27 protein-coding genes are annotated in these 23,191 nt (G+C 43.7%); 12 read left to right on the top strand and 15 right to left on the bottom strand.

The window, feature by feature from the left end; translation table 11 throughout:
* The first annotated feature begins 50 nt into the window (after window positions 1–50).
* The 3 genes from C0582_03200 (at window position 51) to C0582_03190 (ending at window position 3,103) form a co-directional block, all read left to right on the top strand.
* Entirely contained in the window at window positions 51–845 is a 795-nt protein-coding gene (locus C0582_03200) for a biotin--[acetyl-CoA-carboxylase] ligase (GenBank protein ID PLX29559.1), read from the top strand.
* Window positions 842–2,488 carry a hypothetical protein gene (locus C0582_03195; GenBank protein ID PLX29558.1) on the top strand — a complete coding sequence of 549 codons (1,647 nt, stop codon included), beginning with the start codon at window positions 842–844 and terminating at the stop codon, window positions 2,486–2,488. The genes C0582_03200 and C0582_03195 overlap by 4 nt, the downstream gene beginning before the upstream one ends.
* A gap of 345 nt (window positions 2,489–2,833) precedes the next feature.
* The gene (locus C0582_03190; GenBank protein ID PLX29557.1) at window positions 2,834–3,103 is read left to right on the top strand and encodes a hypothetical protein; all 270 of its coding nucleotides are present in this window, start codon (window positions 2,834–2,836) and stop codon (window positions 3,101–3,103) included.
* 144 nt (window positions 3,104–3,247) lie between these two features.
* Here the strand turns inward: C0582_03190 and C0582_03185 are convergent, their stop codons facing one another.
* The 5 genes from C0582_03185 to C0582_03165 form a co-directional block, all read right to left on the bottom strand.
* Window positions 3,248–3,868 carry a hypothetical protein gene (locus C0582_03185; GenBank protein PLX29556.1) on the bottom strand — a complete coding sequence of 207 codons (621 nt, stop codon included), beginning with the start codon at window positions 3,866–3,868 and terminating at the stop codon, window positions 3,248–3,250.
* Window positions 3,869–4,208: 340 nt separating this feature from the next.
* On the bottom strand, window positions 4,209–4,667 hold the full coding sequence (locus tag C0582_03180; protein PLX29555.1) for a hypothetical protein: 459 nt from the start codon (window positions 4,665–4,667) through the stop codon (window positions 4,209–4,211).
* 56 nt (window positions 4,668–4,723) lie between these two features.
* Window positions 4,724–4,942: an exodeoxyribonuclease VII small subunit gene (gene xseB / locus C0582_03175; protein PLX29554.1), complete on the bottom strand. Its 219-nt coding sequence runs from the start codon at window positions 4,940–4,942 to the stop codon at window positions 4,724–4,726.
* Window positions 4,943–4,960: 18 nt separating this feature from the next.
* Window positions 4,961–5,413, bottom strand: coding sequence for an NfeD family protein (locus C0582_03170; GenBank protein ID PLX29553.1), 453 nt, complete (start codon window positions 5,411–5,413; stop codon window positions 4,961–4,963).
* Window positions 5,410–6,357, bottom strand: coding sequence for a paraslipin (locus C0582_03165; protein ID PLX29552.1), 948 nt, complete (start codon window positions 6,355–6,357; stop codon window positions 5,410–5,412). Before C0582_03165 ends, C0582_03170 begins: the two co-directional genes overlap by 4 nt.
* Window positions 6,358–6,938: 581 nt before the next feature.
* Between C0582_03165 and C0582_03160 the strand changes: the two genes are divergently transcribed.
* The 3 genes from C0582_03160 (at window position 6,939) to C0582_03150 (ending at window position 8,975) form a co-directional block, all read left to right on the top strand.
* The gene (locus C0582_03160) at window positions 6,939–7,130 is read left to right on the top strand and encodes a hypothetical protein (GenBank protein PLX29551.1); all 192 of its coding nucleotides are present in this window, start codon (window positions 6,939–6,941) and stop codon (window positions 7,128–7,130) included.
* Window positions 7,127–7,753 carry a hypothetical protein gene (locus C0582_03155; protein PLX29550.1) on the top strand — a complete coding sequence of 209 codons (627 nt, stop codon included), beginning with the start codon at window positions 7,127–7,129 and terminating at the stop codon, window positions 7,751–7,753. The genes C0582_03160 and C0582_03155 overlap by 4 nt, the downstream gene beginning before the upstream one ends.
* A gap of 166 nt (window positions 7,754–7,919) precedes the next feature.
* Window positions 7,920–8,975, top strand: a complete 1,056-nt coding sequence (locus tag C0582_03150) for a hypothetical protein (protein PLX29549.1) — start codon at window positions 7,920–7,922, stop codon at window positions 8,973–8,975.
* Window positions 8,976–9,090: 115 nt separating this feature from the next.
* Here the strand turns inward: C0582_03150 and C0582_03145 are convergent, their stop codons facing one another.
* The 4 genes from C0582_03145 to C0582_03130 form a co-directional block, all read right to left on the bottom strand.
* Complete coding sequence (locus tag C0582_03145) at window positions 9,091–9,816, bottom strand: hypothetical protein (protein PLX29548.1); 726 nt, start codon at window positions 9,814–9,816, stop codon at window positions 9,091–9,093.
* 12 nt (window positions 9,817–9,828) lie between these two features.
* Entirely contained in the window at window positions 9,829–10,395 is a 567-nt protein-coding gene (locus tag C0582_03140; GenBank protein PLX29547.1) for a hypothetical protein, read from the bottom strand.
* A 142-nt stretch (window positions 10,396–10,537) separates the two neighbouring features.
* Window positions 10,538–12,250, bottom strand: a complete 1,713-nt coding sequence (locus C0582_03135) for a 30S ribosomal protein S1 (protein PLX29546.1) — start codon at window positions 12,248–12,250, stop codon at window positions 10,538–10,540.
* Window positions 12,251–12,478: 228 nt separating this feature from the next.
* Window positions 12,479–13,270, bottom strand: a complete 792-nt coding sequence (locus C0582_03130; GenBank protein ID PLX29545.1) for a hypothetical protein — start codon at window positions 13,268–13,270, stop codon at window positions 12,479–12,481.
* A 529-nt stretch (window positions 13,271–13,799) separates the two neighbouring features.
* Between C0582_03130 and C0582_03125 the strand changes: the two genes are divergently transcribed.
* On the top strand, window positions 13,800–15,131 hold the full coding sequence (locus tag C0582_03125) for an exodeoxyribonuclease VII large subunit (protein ID PLX29544.1): 1,332 nt from the start codon (window positions 13,800–13,802) through the stop codon (window positions 15,129–15,131).
* Window positions 15,132–15,278: 147 nt separating this feature from the next.
* On the opposite strand, the gene C0582_03120 is transcribed toward C0582_03125, so the two are convergent.
* On the bottom strand, window positions 15,279–15,674 hold the full coding sequence (locus C0582_03120) for a hypothetical protein (protein ID PLX29543.1): 396 nt from the start codon (window positions 15,672–15,674) through the stop codon (window positions 15,279–15,281).
* 299 nt (window positions 15,675–15,973) lie between these two features.
* Between C0582_03120 and C0582_03115 the strand changes: the two genes are divergently transcribed.
* From C0582_03115 to C0582_03105, 3 genes are all read left to right on the top strand, one after another.
* The gene (locus tag C0582_03115) at window positions 15,974–16,345 is read left to right on the top strand and encodes a cation tolerance protein CutA (GenBank protein PLX29542.1); all 372 of its coding nucleotides are present in this window, start codon (window positions 15,974–15,976) and stop codon (window positions 16,343–16,345) included.
* A 103-nt stretch (window positions 16,346–16,448) separates the two neighbouring features.
* A complete protein-coding gene (locus tag C0582_03110) occupies window positions 16,449–16,910 on the top strand; it encodes a 50S ribosomal protein L13 (protein ID PLX29799.1) in 462 nt (153 codons plus the stop codon).
* Between the two features lie 26 nt (window positions 16,911–16,936).
* Window positions 16,937–17,410 (top strand): 30S ribosomal protein S9, encoded by a 474-nt coding sequence (locus tag C0582_03105; protein ID PLX29541.1) that lies wholly within the window; start codon window positions 16,937–16,939, stop codon window positions 17,408–17,410.
* 207 nt (window positions 17,411–17,617) lie between these two features.
* Here the strand turns inward: C0582_03105 and C0582_03100 are convergent, their stop codons facing one another.
* Window positions 17,618–18,958, bottom strand: a complete 1,341-nt coding sequence (locus C0582_03100; protein PLX29540.1) for a hypothetical protein — start codon at window positions 18,956–18,958, stop codon at window positions 17,618–17,620.
* Between the two features lie 50 nt (window positions 18,959–19,008).
* Between C0582_03100 and C0582_03095 the strand changes: the two genes are divergently transcribed.
* Window positions 19,009–19,776, top strand: a complete 768-nt coding sequence (locus C0582_03095) for a uracil-DNA glycosylase (protein PLX29539.1) — start codon at window positions 19,009–19,011, stop codon at window positions 19,774–19,776.
* Window positions 19,773–20,198 (top strand): hypothetical protein, encoded by a 426-nt coding sequence (locus C0582_03090; GenBank protein PLX29538.1) that lies wholly within the window; start codon window positions 19,773–19,775, stop codon window positions 20,196–20,198. The genes C0582_03095 and C0582_03090 overlap by 4 nt, the downstream gene beginning before the upstream one ends.
* On the opposite strand, the gene C0582_03085 is transcribed toward C0582_03090, so the two are convergent.
* The 4 genes from C0582_03085 to C0582_03070 are packed head-to-tail and all read right to left on the bottom strand — an operon-like array spanning window position 20,186 to window position 23,124.
* On the bottom strand, window positions 20,186–20,908 hold the full coding sequence (locus tag C0582_03085; GenBank protein PLX29537.1) for a hypothetical protein: 723 nt from the start codon (window positions 20,906–20,908) through the stop codon (window positions 20,186–20,188). The genes C0582_03090 and C0582_03085 overlap by 13 nt on opposite strands.
* Complete coding sequence (locus tag C0582_03080; GenBank protein ID PLX29536.1) at window positions 20,878–21,852, bottom strand: 3-oxoacyl-ACP synthase; 975 nt, start codon at window positions 21,850–21,852, stop codon at window positions 20,878–20,880. The genes C0582_03085 and C0582_03080 overlap by 31 nt, the downstream gene beginning before the upstream one ends.
* Window positions 21,853–21,880: 28 nt before the next feature.
* Window positions 21,881–22,873 (bottom strand): phosphate acyltransferase PlsX, encoded by a 993-nt coding sequence (locus tag C0582_03075; protein ID PLX29535.1) that lies wholly within the window; start codon window positions 22,871–22,873, stop codon window positions 21,881–21,883.
* Window positions 22,874–22,923: 50 nt separating this feature from the next.
* Complete coding sequence (locus C0582_03070; GenBank protein PLX29534.1) at window positions 22,924–23,124, bottom strand: 50S ribosomal protein L32; 201 nt, start codon at window positions 23,122–23,124, stop codon at window positions 22,924–22,926.
* Between the last annotated feature and the right edge of the window lie 67 nt (window positions 23,125–23,191).

Below are 23,191 nucleotides of genomic sequence, written 5' to 3'. Positions count from 1 at the left end.
AACTGCTATTTTTGCAGGATTTTTATGGCGAGTTCTGGTAGCATTACCCCATGACTTTAGAGAATGCCATTTCAACAGATCCTGGTCTTTCATCATCTGCGCCCCTATTTCAGTTTGCGTCCGTCCAATCAACCATGGATGTAGCCGCCCAGATTTGGGCCACGCAGAAAGACCAGTTCACAACAAAAACACAAAGACCGCTGCTGGCAGTGATTCAAGCGGAAGAACAGCGCGCTGGGCGGGGCCGTCGGGGCCGGACTTGGTTATCGCCTTTGGGAGGGCTGTATGTCAGTTATCTGGTGCGGGTGCCCGAGGGACAGCTGCCGCAAAGCCATCAATTATCTCTGATTGCCGGGCTGGCTCTGGGACGTGTGCTGGAAGAGTTGGGCGTGGATTATCAACTTAAATGGCCCAATGATGTGTTCATCAGAACGCAAAAAATGGCCGGCATTTTGATTGAACACGTAGAGCCGGGTATTTATTGCGTGGGGATGGGGGTGAACCTCTCACAGCCCAATGGATTGGCTTCTTTTGGCGTGGATGTGACGGTGATGGAAATGGGCGCCAGATTGACGCAATCTTTAGAAAAACATCTCAATCTTTGGATGGATCAGGGCTTTGATGCTTTGCGAACAGCGTGGCTTGAAAGATCATGGACAAAAGGCGTATCCGTCCGGGTTGTTAAAGGTGACAAAGTTTATAAGGGCTGCTATCAAGGTGTTAATGAAGAAGGTTTTTTGCTGTGTCAGCTTGAAGATGGCTCTTCAGAGATTTTTTCAGCGGGGGATGTCTCGCTACAACAAACCATACGTGATGATGATCAAATTTATAAAGGACAACGATGACGAAGCAAAATAAAAAAGGATTGTATTTCCTGCCCTTGGGTGGGGCCGCTGAAATTGGCATGAACTTAAACCTCTATGCCTATGATGATCAGTGGTTGATGGTGGATCTGGGCGTGAGCTTTAATGATACCATGGGTGTGGAAGTGATTTTGCCAGACCCAAAGTTCATTGCCAAACAAAAAGAAAAGTTGGTTGGCTTGCTGTTGACTCATGCCCATGAAGACCATATCGGGGCGATTCCGTATTTGTGGCCCCAATTGCAATGCCCGCTGTATGCAACGCCATTTACGGCGCATTTGATCCATGAAAAATTGCGCGATGCAGGCTTAGCCGGTCAGGTTGAAGTCAATGTGATTGATCTAGACGGCCATCAAAATATTGGCCCGTTTGATGTGCAAATGGTGCGATTGACCCATTCAATTCCGGAGCCGAATGGGGTGTTGATTAAATCACCTGCTGGCTCTATTTTTCATACCGGTGATTGGAAGATTGATCCCGACCCGCTGCTGGGAGAGCCCACCGACATTACCGCCTTGAAAAAAATTGGTGATGACGGGGTGCTGGCCATGGTCTGTGATTCCACCAATGTGTTTAATCACAAAGAATCGGGTTCGGAAAAGCAGGTACTAGAGGGGCTGCGGGAAGCCATTGCTAAGTATCCTGAGTCGCAAGTTTATGTTGGCTGCTTTGCCTCTAACGTGGCGCGGATGCAAAGCATTGCCCGGGCTGCCTTGGAAAATGGCCGACAAGTTGTGGCAGCGGGGCGATCTGTGAACCGGATGGAAATGGCAGCGCGCCACTGTGGTTATATGAAAGATATTCCCGAGTTCTTAACGCCGAAAGCAGCCCGGAAAATTCCAGATTCAAAAAAGTTGGTGATTTGTACCGGCAGCCAAGGAGAGGCACGGGCAGCTCTAAAACGGATTGCCAACGATACTTTTTCGGATTTGAGTTTGTCAGAGGGTGATGTGGTGATCTTTTCGTCTCGGGTGATTCCCGGCAATGAAAAGAAAATTGGTGCGCTTAAAAACCAATTGATTCGCCAAGGATGCCATATCATTACCCAACACCATCATGACATTCACGTATCCGGGCACCCCAGCCAGGAAGAGTTGGTGCAAATGTACGAATGGGTGCGCCCCCAAATTGCCATCCCGGTTCATGGTGAGCTGCGCCATTTGGTGGAGCATGGGAGGCTGGCAAAAAAATGCGGTGTGCCGGAAGTTGTGATCTGTGAAAACGGCAGCTTGGTGCGTCTCTCTCCTGGCCCAGTGGACGTGGTTCAGGATGTGCCAAGTGGCCGGCTATTCCTGGACGGTGATCAGCTGATTGCAACCGATCACCAAGCGATCCATGAGCGGCAGCGGCTCTCGGAAAATGGCCTGGTGGTGTTAACAGTGGTTCAGGAAGAAGAGGGTGTTTTGGCGCTGCCGATTCAGGTGATGTTCCGCGGCCTGGTGACAGACCAAGAGTGCACGGATCGGGTTCATGAAGCAGCGATGGATGCCTACACCCAGATCACTGCTCAAGGAAATGTCAGTGACCAAAAACTGCGTGAGCGGCTGCAAAGAGCAACTCAGTATGTTTTGAAACAACTGATTGGCAAACGCCCCGAGGTCATGGTGAGTTTGGTTCAGGGATAGGGAGGACATGTACTTTGGCTCTTTCATATAAGACAACAGGATGAATTAATATCACTAGAGGAAACGGTATTGATTCTGTACTTCCCCTGGTTTAGCAAACAGGTTTTAAGAGAGTCTGGTTGTTGATATTCTTCCTATAATTTTGTTCAAACGCATTTAACCGTAGGCCCTGACATGCTTCACCGGCGCTCTTGTCTCTGTCCGTGTTTTGCATTAATGTAATAAGTAAGCAGGGATATAGGGTGCTCATGGAAAGAATTTGGGACCAAAAGTCAGGGTGCTACCTGACATCAGCAGGAGAGGGGCCAGGGATGATCCCCGCCTCAAGAGCCGATGTGACCAACGATGGGAGACAAGATTATATTTAAATTATTTAATGGAAAAACCCTTTTAGCGATCGCGCTATTGCTACCGATGTGTTGTGTGATGGGAGCCAACCAAAAAGAAACAATTGGAAAAGTAAAAAAGTGTATTCAGGATGCGGGTTATGATTCTTGTGTTGCGTACCATTACTCTGGTCTTACGCTTAGTTTTACAAGTGAAGTTGGTAATTGTAAGGGAGTTAATGACAAAGCTATTGATTGTATTAACGCCGCTGACAGAGACAGCAGTTAAGTCAGTAAAATAAAATTTATAAAACGATGTGAGCAACGATGGAAGACAAAAACGTGTAAAGATCTCTCTTCAGGAAAAAGTTGAGCGTTGTGCTAGGGACAAAAAGGTCAAGATGATATTTTTACCCTCAAAACCCTGTTTCGCTTATGAAAAACTGGTATTAAAGGCCTCGGGATTTTTGTAACAATAAAACTCAAATGCTTGATGCTTTTCATCAAAGGTCATTAAGACGTTCTTTAAAGTCTCAAGCTTCTTCTTGATGGGCTTTTGATTGACGATCTTCCCTAAATTTATCTGACAATCCTTTATGATTTCTTTAAAAGAAGGCGGGGGTGTTTCAGCGAAAAAATCGATGTCATCAAACGCAAATAAATTATGACATTCTTCATCGGGCATGGGGGGAAGCGGTGTTTTAAAGAAGCAGCTTTGATGAGGGTTTTGACAAACCGTTGTTTGGCATTCACCTATTAAAACATTAATATAGCTCGCAAAGGTTTGTATTTTAGTTTCAAGATGTTGTGGCTTAAAGTAATACGTATCTACCACTTCAACTTTATAACGTCTGGCGGCGCTTTCAATCCAATGATTACTGCTTCCCCACTTTGACAAGTTTCTCACATTCTCATCAAAATCATCAGCTGTGAGCGGATAACCTTGGACGTTAGGCCCAAAAAGAATGATCAAAACAGCAATAAGCAATGTTTTATCTATTTTTCTGTTATTCATACGTTCCCCTCCAAGCGTTTTAAGATGTTGAGATGTCATGGTGAATCAGGTGCTATGGTTAAGTGTTTGTGATGAAGCCTCATGACAGATTAGAAAATTTTGAAACTCTTTGTAGTTGAGAGCAGAATATTTCTAGGTGGATATTGAGTTCCACTAACATTGTGTCGAGTTCTAAGTTTTGTTGACCAATATATTCTGTTATAGACATGAAATCGGCAAGGGTATCGGGTTAGCTTCGGTGTGGCGTCTACCATGTCTTGTGGCGATTGAAAGAGTGATTGAACATGTTCAGGAAAGTCCATGAATGCTCGTTGACGTTGATCAAACTGTTTTTGAGCAAGTGTCTTTAAGTATGACTGCCAACTACGAAGGTTTTTTGCTATATTTTTAGGATTTTCTGGAATTTTAAAAAACTGCAACTCTTTAAAAGCATCTGAATGAGGGTTTGTGACCCCTCTCTTAATGTGCTCTGGAAGGGGAGCCCATCCTGGTGGCTCTGGAGGAAAGCCAGTGCTGCGTGACTGGCTTTATCACTCTCTGGATCTTCTTCAAGAAGAGTAATGGGATGGCTTTGATCTTTTTCAAATGCGTCATAGAGGGGATTTGTTTGAACGAAATGATTGATTGTCAGCAAGGCTTCATGGACAAAATTAGAAAACACCACCACTTTTTGATGCAGGTTATAACGCTTTTGATCGGTTTCAAGATAGATTGTAATGGCGCCTTGAATTTCCGGGATTTTGACCTGTTTTTTAAGGGAACGTAAATTGTCTTCAAAATGCTGTTCCGTTAACGGGTCAAAAGGATAGCTGTGTACAAGAGCACGAGTGCACAGCATAGCTGATAGAAATAGAAGCAAACAACGCATGATATTTATATTTATGGGTTATGTAATTATGCGTTTTCTTGTGAGCTGGGGGCTGCACTTAGATTGAGTTTTTCAATCTTAAGGCTGGCCGCTTCCAGGTCTTGTTGGCAGAGCTTTTTGAGTGCCATCCCTTTTTCATAAAGTTGAATGGAATCTTCCAGAGAGAGGCCCCCTGATTCCATTTTCGTGACGATTTCTTCTAATTGTTTGAGAGAGTCTTCAAATGGTTGCTTTTCTGCTGTCATGTAAGTCTCCTAATGATGTTAGTTTAAAACCGGTTCAACGTGTAGATATGAATCTTGGTGCCCGACCACTTTAACGGTGTGTCCTTTTGGCAAGTCAGGGCCTTTAACAGACCAAAAGCTATCATGAACCTTGATTTTACCCACACCTTGATGAATGGCTTTGACCAGTTGATGATGGGTGCCAATCAGCCCAGCGGCACGGTTGTTGAGATAGGGTTGGCTGGAGCGTGGACTGATGCCTTTGAAAAAGCGATACCAGATCAAAATCAACGCTATGGACAAAACAGAAAAGACGGCCAGTTGCATGCCAACGTCAAGCCCGGGAAAGGCCCAAACGATAAAACCAGCTATCGTTGAAGCAAACCCAAGCCAGAGCAAAAACGCCCCCGGAGCTAAGATTTCCAGACCAAAAAAGAGGGTAGCTAAAACCCACCAATACCAAAATTCAGGGGAGTTGGTTAAAGAGATCATGATTGCTTCTTAGACGCTTTTTTAGACGTATCCGTGTTGAATGCTTCTTTGGCAATTTCGGTGATCCCGCCGATGGCGCCAATGACATTGCTGGCTTCCAGTGGGATGAACATAACTTTGCTGTTCTCGGCTGAGGCCATGTCTTTGAGAGCTTCAACATACTTTTGGGCAACGAAGTAATTGATGGCTTGAATGCTGCCTTTAGAGATAGCGGTGGAAACCACTTGGGTGGCGGTTGCTTCTGCTTGGGCCATACGTTCACGTGCTTCAGCATTCAGGTAAGCCGCTTCTTTTTTTCCTTCCGCTTCTAGAATGGCTGACTGCTTGTACCCTTCTGATCTGAGGATTTCAGATTGCCGGGTTCCTTGTGCCTCAAGAATTTGGGCCCGCTTTTCCCGCTCTGCTTTCATTTGGCGCGCCATGGCGTCAATGAGGTCTTGCGGCGGTTTGATATCTTTAATTTCAATCCGGGTTACACGTACACCCCAGGGGTTGGTGGCTTCATCCACCACGCCCAACAGCTTTTCATTGATGTATTCACGGTGAGACAGCAACTCATCCAGGTCCATGGATCCCATCACCGTTCGGATATTGGTCATGGTGAGGTTGATCACAGATCTTTCGAGATCGGAAACTTCGTAGGCAGCTTTTGGGGCATCCATGATTTGGTAAAAGACAATGCCATCAACATGAACCCGCGCGTTGTCTTTGGTGATGACATCTTGAGACGGGACGTCGAGCACGTTTTCCATCATGTTGATGCGCGCACCAATACGATCGACAAAAGGGATGATAATATGCAACCCAGGCTGCAGCGTTTGGGTGTATTTCCCGAACCGTTCAACAGTGTAGTTATATCCTTGGGTCACGGATATCACCGATTTATAAACCGTTGCCATCGCAACGATTGCTAGTGTTATAGCAAAACTTTCAAATCCAAACATTGAGCACCTATTGTTTTATTCATTAAGATAGCATTTTTTTGGGATTAGAAAAATCATTAAAAAATAGGGGAAATCCTGAGGAGCAACGCCGTTTCGATGGGGGGATTCTAATGAATACGGAAGAGATTGCCACGTCGGCCTAAAGCCTCCTCGCAATGACGATTTCTATGCACGTCATCCTGAGAAGTAACGCGACGTGAGGATCTAACGAATAAGGAAGGGGATTCTCACGCTCCATTCTGTCGCTCAGAATGACGAGTAAAAAATAAAGAACACTGCCTCGCAAGGGCGAAAAATACACGTCATCCTGAGGAATGGTGCAGCCATGACGTGAGGATCTAATGAATAAGGATGAGATTGCCACGTCGGCCCAAAGGCCTCCTCGCAATGACGAAGAAGAGGATGAGATTGCCACGGTCGCGGCGCTCCCTCGGAATTGTAAGTTTGAAAAGTGACGTAAGAGAGGCAAAGACACGGATGACGATGGTTTTTTCTTATATTATTTACAATCGACGCGTGCTTTATACTTGATTTTTTCAAATAAATATATATGTATATTTTAAATTATTTAGAGGCCAAATATGAAGATTTTTGTTTTTTTACTTCTCGCTCTTTCATTTCTGACGCATGCTAATATCCAGGATTGGTATGAAAATCCCACCTATGATACAGGAGAATCTCTTGTAAGGTCTTGTGCGGAGAGCAATCATTCCATTAACTCTTCAGCTCAGAAAGCCCTTCAAAATTTTTTTTTCAACGAGAGGAAGAAATGACTCTTCCGCAGGGGCTTGAAAAAAGAGATTTTGCTCTTTTCCTGGCTGCGCAACAAGAAGTGCCGAAGATTCATGAGCTTAAAAATAAAGAGGAAATATTTGGCATTTTAGAAGCGGTTCAGAAAATAACTAAAAGTGCGTTTGCAAAACTAATTACCCAGGCAACAGGCTCAGCAGAGTTGGAAAAATTTCATCCTCTTTTGAATCTACTAGAAGTTGACTATTATTATCTTTACAACTTTGGATTTAATACCAAGTATTCTGTTTTTGTCAGAACCAATGTGGCCGCTGGACGTTATGACCAGCAACCCATGAACCTGTTCCAAACAGCAGCCTTGTACCACCAGCTGTGGCTTGGAGAAGATTTCGATCATGATCAGTATCAAAAAATACACAAACTTCATCAAGACCAAGGTGAGGGCGCTCGTGTTTTTGAACAAGATGGCAAACTAGACATCGCCCTTGATGGACGGTACTTCTATAACGAAGAGAGTGCTTTGCCTGAAGATATTCAGCGATCAGATCTTAAAAAGATGTATGACGGGTACGTGCAACATTTAAACCAGGTTCATGCTTATCTAAATGGTCTCAGATGTAAGCTTTTTGAATTCATTGAAAGCTGAAGTCTGAGACAGGCCGCACAAAAGGTTATCGATGTCATCGACGCATATGAGCCTCCCCACGCAAAAAATTTTCATTAGAAAAAGACTTTAAACGGATTGTGACAGATAAATATACGAGACATATTGAATATGTTCAAGGTGCGCTTATGCAATCTTATATGCAGTTTTGATAAAAAGGGCCTGGAAAAAGATTGATACAGAAAACTATGGCTGCCTTTTGACCGACTTTTACTGTGATGCCTATGAGCTTAAAATGACTCTTGAGTCTGAATCAATACCCTATCATCTTTTCCACGGAACAAATTCAGGAATTCTTTCCAATATTCAATCTTCTAAAAGCCTGATTCCAATGGGGATTCTTGCGAAATTTGGGATTGTCCCCCTCACTGGTGAATTAGCCAGTGGGTCAATAAAAGAAGGTGTTAACAATTCAAATCTTTCAGGAACGAATGAGTTAGGTCTCTACACAGCTTCTGGCTATGCTGAAAGTCCAAGCTGTTTTGTGGTGGATGAAAATTCGTTTAGTAAGCGGCTTAAGGGGGTAATTCGAGTCTATAATAATGGTGATATTAATCCTTTTCGAGAGTTAGAAGACTTTAGCGAATCAGGTATTCTTACTTTCGTTGACTCGACTTCTGATTACTTTTCTCCTATGGAGCAACATTTTGTAGGGCTTAAAGAAAAGCTACATGGTTTTGAGCATCGCATTAGACAGTTAAAGAAAAGCGGTCAGGGGGTTGATCAACCTGAATTTTCAAAAATATTAGAAAATTATCTATCCATTGTGAATGCCTATGAAAAATCAAGTCGATATATAAAACGTGTACTTCCTAGAGAAGAAGGCGGTCAATATCAGGATTACTATTTTTACACGCCTTTTAAAACGCTTAAAGGTATATTGGAAGGGTGTATAAGCGCCACTCAAGAAGAAATCACGCCGCTCAGTCCAGAAGAAAAGGAAACGCTTAAACCTGAAAATATTTTTCCAATTGTGGTTGCATCTCCTTTGCCAGGTCATATGATTTACAATCTTAAAGGAGAAATAACTTACAATGCCTCTTTATCACTCAAAGAAGATATTGGCGCTTTCTTCGTTCCAGAAAAATGGATGCCATATATGGCGCAGTGGCTTGTGGATCACGGCATCACTGAAGACGGAAAAGGACCCAAAGTTCTCGATTTCAAAAATCTTGAAGACTACGCGAGAAAAGAGAGAGCTTAACGTCTACAAAGGTGACGAAGGAGAGGAAGGGGATTGCCATGTTGGCCCAAAGGCCTCCTTGCAATGACGATTCTTTTTATACACGTCATCCTGAGGAACGAAGTGACGTGAGGATCTAAATTATAAGAGTTGAGATTGCCACAGTCGTTTCACTTTTTCGCAATGACGAAGAGGTAGGGTTGAGATTGCCTCTCTCTCCTTGTAAGGGGGGGGGTATTTTAAGCCCGTTTACACGCAATGTTGGCTTTTTCAACCTTGATCTCGGACAGCTTAAAATCCGAGGGGTCTTCGGAGGATTTGATGTGAACTTAGCAGGCCATTTTCCAATGGTTAGATTTTCATACATAATATAGTATGCATTTTGATCTAGGGCATTTATTGCGCCATCAAGTGTATACTTTTCATCTGTTGCAAGATCAACAGCAAGAGACTTTTTCTTGCCTTTTTTAAGGTTTTCTTCCTGGATTTCTTTTAGGTCTTTTGGCGTTACTATTTTCAGATTAATCTTAATAATCCCGCCATTGTTGCTAAGAGCTTGTTTAATGTTCAGCGTTTTTTTGATGATTCCTTTTGCAACGGATCCTAATCCCATTGGTAATTTACTTGCTTCTTGGTTTGCTCGCGTTTTAAGTTTGGGTTTGTAGGCATTTAAACACGCTTCGATCTCTTGGCCGTTGGTGACCATATAATACGACCCGTTGCTGGGGAAGTGGGTTTCCCCGACCAAAGTATTGTAATCAAGGGGCACGGTGATCGGCGCTGCACGGGTATCATCCCCCCAGCACATGCCGAGAGGAAGAATGAGTGATAGCAGCAAAGATGTTTTTTTAAGACTGTTCATGAGGATACCTAATTACTTTTTGACTTCGCATACCATTGCAACTTCTTTGACTTTGATGGGACAACTAATCACTTTCGGGGTTGAGGCGAATGTATAACCTCCCACTAAAGGTATCTTGAGGTTAATGCCCGTATAAGTCAGGTAGTAAGCATTTGGATCAACTTTGACGCGCTTCATATTTCCGGACTCATTTTTATGGACCAAGTCTTTGGGAGGCTTTTCAAAATCACTCCCTTTCATGAAAGAAAGGTTTAAGTATTGTTGGGAATCAAAGGCTTTTTGCACAGTCATTTTAGCAAGGTTTTCATAGTTTTGGCCAAGACCCGTAGCCCATTTAATGGCATAGGCACTTTTACCACCGATGCTGTCAACCGCTTTTTTGGTCACGTCTTTTAAGCCCTCAGTATTACTATCAAAGCAGTTCAAAACCTCTTTATAATTTTGAACCACATATGTTTTTCCACCAGAAGGGAAAGGAGTAGAGGATGTTAGGACGGACATATCGTGCGGAAGGTTGACGTTGTTGGCAGACAGGCCAAGGGATAAGCCCAAGACAAGGGTTGAAACTTTTAAACGCATAGTTATCTCCACTGTTAGATACATCAAGTATTGATCCGAAAAAATAAAATGTAAAGCCTAAAAATGTAGGCTTGGAGGTATAAAAAAAGCCCCTTCGGATCAGGAAGGGGCTTTTTGGCTTTAGGTTTTGGTAGAAGGAAGCCTATTTTTTGGCGCTGCCTTCTTTCACTTTTTCCAGATCCAAAGAAGAGCCGAGGATATCACCCAGGCTGGCACCGCTGTCGGAAGAACCAAATTCAGCCCTTGCTTCTTTTTCTTCTTTGATTTCTCGGGCTTTGATCGACAAGGTAAAGCGACGGCTTTTGTGATCAATGTTGGTGATCAGAGCATCCACACGCTCATCAACAGCAAAACGATCAGCGCGTTGTTCACCACGGTCACGGGCCAAGTCAACTTTTTTGATAAAGCCGGGAACTTCTTGCTCCCCAATGACGACATCAAGTCCAGCTGCTTGAACCTTTTTGATGGTACAGGTCACAACATCACCGTTTTTGACATTGCCCATTTGCTCAGCGAATGGATCGCCTGACAGTTGTTTAATGCCAAGGACAACTTTTTCTTCGGTTGGCTGAATGTCAAGAACTTTAGCGGTTACTTCCTGGCCGACCTTGTATTCTTTGAGCGCTTTGTCACCGGACTCATCCCAGCTTAGGTCATTCATGTGAACCAGGCCGTCAATGTCGGGGGCGACATTTACAAACAAACCAAAATCAGTGATATTTTGAATGGTTCCTGTGATGACAGTACCTGCTGTGTACTCCGCAGCAAATTTTTGCCATGGGTTTTCAATGCATTGACGCAGGCTCAGGCCAATACGACGTTTTTCAAGGTTCATCTCGATGATCTTGACTTCAACCTCTTGTCCTGGCTTCATGACTTCTTGAGGATTGGTGCTTTTTTTGCTCCAAGACAACTCGGATGCATGAACCAGTCCTTCAATGCCGGGCTCAAGTTCAACAAATACGCGGTAGTCGGTCACGTTGGTGACTTTTCCTTTAACGGTTTCATCAAGCTTGTATCTGTCTTCAATGCCGATCCATGGATCTGCTTCAAGCTGCTTCATGCCGAGAGAGATCCGCTTGTTTTCTTCATTGAACTTAATGATTTTAACGCGGATTTTTTGACCAATCTCAAGCTTGTCAGCCGGATGATTGATGCGTTGCCATGAAATGTCAGTGAGATGAAGCAAGCCATCCACACCACCCAAATCAACAAAGGCACCATAATCGGTTACGTTTTTGACCATGCCGTCAAGCTCGAGGCCTTCGTGCATTTTTTCTAAGATTTCTGAGCGTGCTTCCGCGCGTGTTTCTTCCAAAACAGCCCGGCGAGAAACAACAATGTTTCCGCGTTGACGGTCCATTTTAAGAATCATGAACGGTTGTTCGATGTCCATTAATGCGCTTGTGTCTTTAATGGGGCGAATATCAACCTGACTGCCAGGCAAAAACGCCACGGCGCCGGATAGATCAACAGTGAATCCGCCTTTAACGCGGTTGGTCATGACACCCAGTACTTTTTCTGATTTATCAAAGGCCACTTCAAGTTCGGCCCATACTTCTTCACGTCGGGCTTTTTCAAAGCTGAGAACGATTTCTCCGTGACGGTCTTCAAGGCGATCAACATAGATGTTGATTTTTGAGCCGACTTTGTAATTTTTAGCAACACTGCCGAGTTCTTTTTTTTCAACCCGACCTTCGGATTTAAGACCCACATCGATTACAAAAGCATCATTGTCTTCTGCGATAATGGTTCCTTCTACCACTTTGCCTTCAAGGGATTCGGTGCCTTTAAAGGACTCCTCAAGGAGTTGGGCAAAATTTTCTTCTAATTGGTTTGTTTGATTTGTTGTCATTGTTTGTTAGTAGTTTCCTTTCAAGTATATTTCAAAGCTTTTTCAAGCAATGATGCGCTGAATATTAGCAGGGCTTTCCTGAAATAGCAACTTGCTTGTGAGCAGGATAGACGCCGATTATAAAAGGAGTTGTTAGACAGACTGACCAGGCTTTATAGCTGTCTTGCGCTTGGCTGCTGCGCGGGTCCAATACTGAGGGCGATCTTGCTTCATTGTGTAGCACTCTTCCTACTCATCCCATTGATACATCAATGCTCTTAACTTCCAATGGTCACCTCTAAAGGTTGCAAAAGCAACGCGATCAACTTCTGATCCACCAAATTCAGGCAGGCCTCTTTTATAGTGGAGTTGAAGACTTCCTGCTTGATAGTGAGCATGAGAACTGACCTCTATAATGGCATGGTAGTCTGATTGAAAGATGTGATGAAGGCTGATAGATTTCTTGTCAGGTCCAATAGGGGCAAGGCCAGCGCGCATGCGATCTACGTTTGTCCTTCCCTTATCATCAACCAGATTTGGGTCAATTAGAGCATCATTTTCAATGACAAAGCGCTTGAGTGATTTACCATTAGCGTCTGTGAGGCGACGATCACGGATTAGGACTGTCCGGGAAACCCCCATTTCTTTTGAAAGATTAAGGGTGCTATATGCCTGTTCAGAAAGCAGCTTTCTTGAGAGGGAATTTAAAGAGGGGTTTTTAAAGAAGTTGGATTTAAGGTCATAAATTTTAGATTTAAGGTGTTCTAGCGACTTATTTTCATGACTGAGAGTTTGACTGACATCAAGGGTAAAATTAGATCGTATCACGGTGGCGCCTTCGAACTCTTTGAAAAATTTTTTATGAAAATTCTCTTTTCGCGTTCTGAGTGTGTATCTATGTGTTGCAATGGGATTTAGGGTTTGGAGGGGAGATTCAGCTTTCACTTCTTTTAAAGAGGTCACAATTGAGCTGAAGGGGAAAGAGTCATTATCCCCAGGGCTCCCTACAGAAAAACATATAGAAGCAGATGGCTCTAGCAATCCTGTATCTTTACGCTTGGCTGGTGTGGGAGTGGCAGCGAGAAGGAGTTTGGCTTCTTTAATCTGCTCTCCGAGAGAGGCCCGCTTTTTTTCCTCAGAAGTATAAGGTTTGGACTTTGGCCCTGTGTAGTTGGGAGGAGAGATCTGCTGTAATGGACGTCTTCTTTGGGCATGTCTTGGTGTTACGAAATTTTGATGGGGAGAAAATAAATAGAGCTCTTTGGGATTTTGAGCTGGCTTTCGAAAGCGGTTACTTGCGGTATCATCATTTTCATGATGCTCGTGAGAGCCAGCCTTTACTGTTGTGTGGAAAGAAATAAAAGAGATAAAAAATTAACAACAAATTATTTTTTACTTAATACACGTATATCGACAATAATCAAAATAAAAAATTAATATTTTTGTTATTTACTTATATTTATTGTTTAAACACGCATCTTTTACTTTGATGTTATTCTTTCAATCGATGATGGAGGCTGACGTGAGATAGGGGATGGATCTTGGGGCAAAAGATTGATAATCTTTGAAAATGATTCCTAATGATACCTATCAAACTGTCAGTTCCCTCTCGATTTCGATCCAGCGAACGATGTCTGAGACTTTTTCATCTGTGCGTGTCCAGGGAGAAATTTCTGCCTTAAAAGTTCATAGCTCTGGACACATTTACTTAACGCTTAAAGATGAACAGTCTGTTATGGATGCGATTATTTGGAGAGGGGTTGCCTCCCGATTGGCACATAAGCCGGAGGAGGGGTTGGAAATTAGATGTCTTGGGCATGTGACAACGTATCCGGCACGCTCAAAGTATCAACTGATCATTACGACGTTTGAACCCGCGGGCGTTGGGGCGCTGTTAAAACTATTTGAAGAGCGCAAAGAAAAATTGCGCCTTGAGGGACTTTTTGATGCGGCGCGGAAAAAACAGCTTCCGTATTTGCCCAAAAAAATTGCGGTGATTACTTCTGAGACAGGGGCTGTAATCCAAGATATTCTGCACCGAGTTGAAGAGCGCTTTCCTTGTTTCATCTTACTTTGCCCGGTGGCGGTTCAAGGAGAGGGATCTGTTCCCTCTATCCAATGGGCGCTGCGCCAGCTGGAAGCTCTGCCAACTCAGGATAAGCCTGACCTTGTTATTTTGGCCCGGGGTGGTGGCAGCCTTGAAGATTTATGGGGATTCAATGATGAAGGCCTTGCGCGGCAAATTGCTGCTTTTTCGATTCCGATTATAACGGCTGTGGGCCATGAAACGGATACCACGCTGGTTGACTATGTCTCTGACCGGCGCGCGCCAACGCCAACGGCGGCTGCCGAAATCGCCTTGCCGGTGCGATCTGACTTGATTAAGAACGTTTCAAATTTGTCTCTGCGTTTGAACAATACAGTGTCCGCCCTGTTGGACCGCGCGAAAATTTTGGTTCATGGCTTGGGTCAACAACTGGTTCACCCCCGTCAGGCTTTTGAACAACTCAATATCCGGCTTGATGATTTGGTGGAGCGGCAGCGCACCCAGGTGCAGCATCAACTGGATAGATTAACTTGGCATTTATCCAACTTGGGGAGAGCTTTGCGCCCTCCTCACTTGTTGCTTCAGGATGGCCGAAATCAATTAGCACATCTGGATCACCGGTTGCAAAAAGCTTGGAGCCAGTCTGTTGTGGGGCCGCGACAAGAAAGATTGAAAAGTTTTGTGCATGTGCTGTCGTCATTGGCACCGCAAAACACGCTCAAGCGGGGATATGCAATTGTGACCAGAACGTCATCAGCTGAAATTATTAGCTCACGCGTAAAAGCAGAGCAAGAGAGGGACCTGTCGATACAGTTTCACGACGGCGTGGTGAAGACACAGGTCGAGGGTGATTAAAAGATTTTTGATTGCGTGGGATCTGGTTCATCGTACTGATAATAAAAAAATCAATGATACTCGCGAAATCATCGCTTTCTCATTGATTTTGATCTTATATAGGCATGAATGTGATCGTTAAAGATTCGAGAGACTCAAAGGGTCTGATTAGTCATAGTAACTATAACGACCGTCCGTAGTACAATACCATTTAAATTCATTTTCGTTTTCTTTTTTATCACCGTATCGATATGCGGAACCTAGTTTAATATGAGTAATATTCGTTGACTTATCCAGTCGATTTGGTTTGTTAAAGATGCAATATCCGTCTTTAACTTTTTTACCAGCATCGATTTCAGGTTGGCCTTTTATTGTAAGGATGACAGTTTCATCGCCACAAAGCATTTCGTTTGGCTTGAGCTCTATATCTCCTAGTTTAAGTGTCAAACTTGTTGTGTTTTCAACGCCCCACTCTGTATTGGGGGATGATTCACATTTATAGGGTTTTTTTCCTTGGACAGCGAGTGCGGCAAAAATTGCCAGTGGTAATAAATATTTTTTCATGGTATTCCTCCCTTTTATTTAAACGTATTACAATAATAGCAGCTTTACAAGGACTCAGTCGATGACGCCCTTGGGATAACCAAAAGGCAGAATCTAAGGCGGACGATTCGCGCTTTCATACACAGCTTTTTTAACATTTGGTTAAATTCACTAAAAGAGATTTTCTTTTGGATGGGGAAAATTAAGTATTTCAATTTTTCAGTATTTTCAAGGGTTTAGGGGACTGCCTATCAATTAAGCAAAATCAAGAAAAGTCAACAATTCGAAGCGTGTATGTTGTATGTTCAATAATTATCCATATGGTTATCCACAGATACCGTGGATATCTTTTTTTCTTGAGGACAGCAGCCTTGTTAACACTGATTTATACAACTTTTGAAACCCATCAAGATGCGATGCAAATGGCAAAAAATCTGTTGGAGAAGCGATTGATTGCGTGTGCCAATATAAACCCACCGCATACAAGTCTGTATCATTGGAAGGGCACAACATGTGAAGGGCAAGAGGTGTCTGCCTTGTTTAAGACCACGGCTGCAATGAGCGAAGAAGTGAAGGGATATGTTGAGCAGACGCATCCCTATGATTGTCCCTGTATCGTGGTGCTTGAGGCTGATGATGCATCCAGGTCTTTTTTGTCTTGGGCGGAAGAGCAGGTGAACCCTGACGTGTAAGAGGCGGTATTATGATACCGCATCCTTCATGGGCTGCTGAATAAAGGTTGACGAACAAGAAAACCTTTGATAACACTGCTGCATAATTTAGATGGATATCTTCATGAAAACCTACAGCCTTAAACATTCTGAGATTGAAAAAAAATGGATCGTTGTTGATGCAACTGATCTTGTCCTGGGTCGTTTGGCCAGCTATATCGCCAATAGCCTCCGGGGGAAAAACAAACCCACCTATACACCGCACCTAGATTGTGGTGATTATGTGATTGTGATTAATGCAGATAAAGTTCACATGACAGGTAAAAAATGGACTGATAAAGTTTTTTATTGGCACACAGGATACCCAGGCGGTATTAAAAGCCGTACCCTGAACCAGATTAGAGAGGGAAAATTCCCTGAGAGAGTGATTCAAAAAGCCGTACAAAGAATGATCCCGAAAGGCCCCCTTGGTCGCGCGCAGCTTAAAAACTTGCATGTATATGCTGGTCCTGAGCATCCGCATCAAGCACAAAAGCCAGAGACGGTTCAATTTGCTACTTTTAACGCTAAGAATCAAAAAAGATAATTTTTTAATCGGAAGGATCATTTTTCATGTCAACGCTTGAAACACTTAAAGAAAACCTTAAAGACACTATATCGGATTCTTTAAAAACTGAAAAAACTAAGAAAACAGATAAGTTGGGTCGTTCTTATGCGACCGGAAAAAGAAAAGATGCGGTTGCCCGTGTGTGGATTAAACCAGGATCAGGAAACGTGACGGTGAACAAACGTGATTGGACTGTATACTTTGGACGTCCAACACTCCGTATGATTTTGGTGCAACCGTTTGAAGCAACCAAACGCCTTGGACAGTATGATGTTATGTGTACCGTTCATGGTGGCGGGCTTTCTGGTCAAGCGGGGGCGGTTCGCCACGGTATTGCCAAAGCTCTTTCACAATTTGAGCCAGATCTGCACACGTCTCTTCGTCGCGGTGGGTTCATTACCCGTGATAGTAGAACGGTTGAGCGGAAAAAATACGGTCGTCGTAAAGCCCGTCGTAGCTTCCAATTCTCGAAAAGATAGTAACGATCTTTTAATAAATGTATCCAAAAAGATCCCCCTTCACGGGGGTTTTTTTTATGGGATATTGACCAGGGCCAAGTTGAGAAGTTCTAAGATAAAAGGCTGTGACCTCAAACGCTTTGAAGGGGACAAGGAAAAGGAGGCAGTAGGGTCAAGAGGCAGGACATAGAAGAGGGGAGGCAGAGCACTCAGGAAAGAATTACCCCCTTATGCAGCAGGGTTACTGGATGGGTGTGGTTTCTTTATGGGGTATAAAGAAAAATAGTTTTTGCCATTGATCCATAGATGTAACAGCGCTGGTTTGTTTGCCTCTAGGGCTTTCTGTAATTGTTGATTAGCTTCATTGGCACTTGTAACAGGTGTATCATTAATTTTTAAGAGAACAGAATTATCAAAGATATCTTTTTGGTAGTCGATTGGAATATGGGTTACAAGACACCCTTTGAGGGTATTAGGGATATCATTTTTAATGCGATCTAAAGACGTGATATCTTGAACTTGAAGAGATAGAGGACTTTGTCCTTTTTGACTATGGAAAGGGTGGCCTTCATTTTTGGTTAAGAGCGCAGGCGTTATAGGAATGATCACCTTTTGTTCCTGTTGATCTCTGAGGACTGTCAGCTCAATTTCATTGGACAAGGCATTGAGCGTGACAAGTTCTGGTGCACCATCAGCAGAGTCTAAAACTTCTTCATTTATGTATGTAATTAAATCTCCAACACGTAGACCATGCTTATACCCCGCGCCACCTTTGTCGATTCCAGAAATGATGGCACCTACAGGGCGGTCTAGCTTTAAGTAATCTGCAAGAGCGGGGGAGAGATTCTGAAGTTCAATCCCTAAGGAGAGGCGTTTGACATGACCATATTTGATTAATTCCAAAACGATAAATTGACTCAGGCGCGCTGGCGTAGCAAAGCCCAATCCAACACTGCCTTCGGTTGGAGAGACGATGGCTGTATTAATGCCAATGACTTCTCCGTTTTCGTTGAGCATGGGGCCACCCGAGTGCCCCAAACTCATGGCAGCATCGGTTTGGATGAAACCAGACACCTGGTTGGCTATGTTGAGGCCGATATCGTTGTTGGTCAGCGCCCTATGGGGGTCGGAAACAATGCCTGCCGAGACCGATCCAGAAAGGCCAAAGGGGGTGCCAATTATAAAGATGCGCTGCCCAAGATAAACGGGCTTGGCATTCCAGCGGAGGAATGGGAGGCTTTTTTCTGTTTCTATTTTTAAAACAGCGATATCTGTCAGGGGATCAATGCCAACGATCTCTGCAGGTTTTTCTGGTTGATTTAAAACCTGAATTGAAACGTGTTTGTCTGAGTTAACGTTATGAGCGCTGGTGACAATATAACCATTTTCTGAGATTAAAAAACCGGTGCCAAAGGTGGCTTTATCATTTCTTTGTGGGGAAGGGCTGCTGACGAAAATGCTGACGGTTGCACTGCGGGCGTGCTCCATTTTGTAGCTTAAAGATGATTTAGCCAAAAGGCTTGTGCAGCAGAAGATAAAAAATAAAGGAATTGACGCTTTAAAGGACATAGTGGCACTATACAGCAGTTAAATATCAAAGGCAATCTTGACCCTAAGTTATGTCTAAACATGCAATCAAAGAAACAATAGACTGGCTTTCAGAAATTGGCGTTGATGAAATAATTTCTCCTCAACCGACCTGTAAGTTTGAGAAGGCGCCTGATGGGCACCTGTCTGTCGAGCCTGTGACGCAAAAGTCAGCCGTTGACGAGAAGGTGAAAGAGATCCACCAGCCAGAAATGGATCACATTCAAACCCTTGATGATCTTCAGGAATATATGAAGCGGTTTGATCGATGTGAGCTAAAAAACACTGCAACAAACATGGTTTTCTCGGATGGCACCCCTAAAGCAACAGTCATGATTATTGGCGAGGCGCCGGGCGCGGATGAGGATCGCCTGGGTAAGCCTTTTGTTGGCATGAGTGGAAAGCTTTTGGATAAGGCGTTGCTCTCTGTTGGTTTGTCGCGTGAGAAGAATGTCTACATTAGTAATATCATTCCCTGGCGCCCCCCAGGAAATAGGCCGCCCACACAGGATGAAATTGATACCTGCTTACCCTTGATACAAAAGCATATCCAGCTGATTAACCCTGCGCTGATTCTTTGTGTGGGGAGTGTGGCTGCAAAATCACTGCTTGCCAGCAAGCTTGCGATTTCGAAATTACGCGGGGGGGTGCATTTATATCAGGTTGGCGATAAACAAATCCCCCTTTTCGCAACCTATCATCCGGCTTTTCTTTTACGCTCCCCCTATCGAAAAAAGGATGTGTGGTCTGACCTGTTGATGGCGCGTCAAAAATTAATCACTCTTGGCTTAGAGGGTTGATTACAAGTTTGGTGGATCCCCTTCTTTTGTGCCTTTGCGTCGGCCTAACGCTTGTGCTGTCTATTCAAGATATTTCTGCCCGCGTGATTCAAACAATTGACTTGCTGTTTTTAGCCCTGTGGTTTGGGGGGCTTGCCGATCAAAAAATATATCACTTGGCGTTGATTATTCTAATTGCTGGCGTTTTATTTGGGCTTCTTTTCTTAGCTGAAAAAGTAGGAAAAAAAAAGATGTGTGGCAGCGGAGATGTTTGGCTCTTGGCTGTTTTTTTGAGTCATCTGCCTGTTGATAAATGGCCCTTTTTCTTTATTGGGACGGGACTTTTAGGCATGCTATGGCATTATACGGGCATTCAAAAACCTAAACCCACTCCCATGGTTTTTGTTTTAACTGCCTCTTTTTGGAGTGTTTATTTTTTCTGAGCGTGGTTTCTAAAGAAAAGAAGATGCAAGCACACAAGCATCATCAAGATCAAAAGAATCGCAAAAATTGTATCAGAAAGGTAATGGCCAATTTGTGCCATCCGAACGCCTGCCATTATAAAAATCCACAGCGCAATAAGGTAAAGGCCTTTCTGTCTATATTTTACTGGTATGAGAACAAGAAACGCTAAAAATGCCGTTGCAACAGCGACCTCTCCAGAGACAAAAGAGCAATTTTTATCGCAATCAAGGCCAATTTTAAAGGGCGGGGTGTACGTTTTCAAATTTTGAATCACTTGACCGGGGCGGGCGCGTTTAAAAAAGGGTTTAATGAGCCAATCGGATAGAACAACCCCTGCAGAAATGAGAGACGTTAAAACATATAGATAGGGCGTTAGATGGTGCCATGCCCGCGATCGTAGGTATTTGATGAGATAAAATAAAGAGTATCCAAGCGATATGTAAAGAATAAGGAAGTTGGTCCGCCTGAGGAGGTATAAAAGCTGACTGTACCAAGATCCTTGCTTGTGATGGAATTTGTACAAGGCTAGTGAAAGAGACAGGTCAGTATCAGGATAATAGCAGAAGAAAGCGTAACATAGCAGGGTGAGTGCGATAACGATGCTCAAAAGAGAAAGAGAGGTGTTCCTTGATAGAGCAGATGTTTTTTGGGTATTTTTTAGGCCCATTTGATAAGACAGGCGCCCCATGACAGACCCGCACCCAAGGCATCAAGTAAAACCAGATCCCCTTTTTTGAAGGGGCTGTTTGTTTGCGCCCAATCCAAAGCTAGGGGAATGGAGGCCGCTGATGTATTGGCATGTTGATCAACAGTGCTAATAATACGCTCTTCGGGTAAGCCGATATGATCAGCTGTTGCTTTAATGATGCGTGCGTTGGCCTGATGGGGCACAAACCAATTAAGATCCTTGGCATCCATATTATTTTTTTTGAGCATATCTTCAGCGGCTTGAGCGAGCTTTTGGACCGCTTCTTTAAAAACGGAGCGACCATTCATCACAACCTTACCGCTATCGCCTGTTTGGCCCACACCGCCATCAGCATAGAGGATATGATCAAGGGAGCCATCGTTATAGAGTTGGCAATCCAGAATGCCTGTGTTGGGAGTTTCTGAGCGGTCTAATAAAACACAGCCAGCACCATCTCCAAAAAGAATGCAGGTTGATCGATCTTCCCAATCCAGGAGGCGACTAAAAACTTCTGCGCCAATGATCAAGGCTTTTTTGATGGAAGGGTTTGAGCGCATCATGGCGTTTCCAACCGTTAAGGCTGTTATGAAACCGTTACAAGCGGCTTGGCCAATATCAAAGGCCATACAGTTTTTGATTTCTAGTTTTTTTTGAATGATGGCCGCGGTTGAAGGGAAAGTAAGATCGGGCGTAGATGTGGCACAAATAATAAGGTCAACATCAGAGGGGGAAACTTCGGCTTTGAAGAGAGCTTGAACACATGCTTCTGCAGCTAGGTCAGAGACCATTTCTGCGCTAGAGGCGATATGTCTTTGTTTAATGCCTGTTCGTTGGGTGATCCACTCATCTGACGTGTCTAGAAATTGAGCGAGGTCATCGTTGGTTAGCACTTTTTTAGGTAGGTAGGACCCTGTGCTGGATATCACAATTGAATCTTGTTTCATTCTTTTACGCGTTTAAATTTATTGAACTTTAAGATAGTTGGCTTTTGGATGCAATCAAATCTCTTTCGATTTGGTGGCTAAAATCGTATTGATTGAGTTTGTAAGCAACTTCGATGGCGTTTGCAAACCCTTTGGCAGAGGCGCCACCATGGCTTTTGATGGCAAGGCTTTTGAGTCCCAAAAACATAGCACCATTGTATTTAACAGGATTAAAGTGATCACCAAGGCCACTATTTTTCCGGCTGGAGAAGAACTTTAAGATTTTGAACAGTAGATTACTCTGCATTTTTTCTTTGAAGACTTGCGCAATGGCACTGCCGATCCCTTCAGCTGTTTTGATGGTTACATTGCCCGTGAAGCCATCAGTTACAACAACATCCGCTTTGCCTAGGGGGATATCGTTTCCTTCAACGAATCCCATGTAATTGACGACATCAGGGAGGTTCTTTAGTTTTTGGTGTGCTTCATGGAGTTCAGGCTTGCCCTTGAGGTCTTCGCGGCCAATATTAAGAACGCCTATCTTGGGTGAGTCGATGTTTAAGAGGTCCCTTGAAAAGGTTTTACCCATAATGGCAAATTCCACCAATTGCTTGGGGGAGCACTCAATGTTTGCCCCCATGTCAAGAAGGATGCATTTGCCAACGGCTGTGGGGAACGTTGTGGCAATCGCTGGGCGGGTGACGCCCGGAATTGTTTTCAGTAATATGGTTGCCAGAGCCATGTAAGCACCGGTGTTACCGCCTGAGACAATGCCATCAACTTGACCATCAGCAACCGCTTGAAGAGCAAGGCGCATGGATGTGTTTTTACGTCTAATTGCCTTGCTAATTACTTCATCGTTGGTAATGAATTCAGGGGCGTCATGAAGAATGCATGTGTTTGTGAATGATGTCAGATAAGATGAAAGCTCTCTCTTAATGACGTCTGAGGGTCCAAAGAGGTGAAACTCAATATCAGGATGCTTTTTATGGGCAAGCGATAAAGCTTTGATAATTGTCTCGGGACCTTGATCGGTCCCCATAATATCTATTGCTAATTTTACGCCTGTCACACTATCAGAGAGGGAAAGAGTTATTCTTCAGCGGCGGCTGATTCTTGACTGAGGTCAAGAACCTGTTTTTTGTTGTAAAAACCACAAGACAAGCACACATGATGAGGGCGAGAAATTTCACCACAGTTGGCGCACTCTTGGCCAGCTACTGGTTTCAAAGCGTGGTGTGAACGACGCATATTTCTTTTTGACTTGGATGTTTTTCTTTTAGGGACTGCCATTGACTTTCCTTAAGTTTGCACTATTTCACAGCATAATTAGAAGAAATAAGCCCAAAATGCAAGGTAT

Source organism: Alphaproteobacteria bacterium, assembly GCA_002869105.1.
Lineage (GTDB): Bacteria > Pseudomonadota > Alphaproteobacteria > UBA7879 > UBA7879 > UBA7879.
Note: the sequence above shows the minus strand (reverse complement) of the source record. Positions and strands in the feature narration are given on the sequence as shown.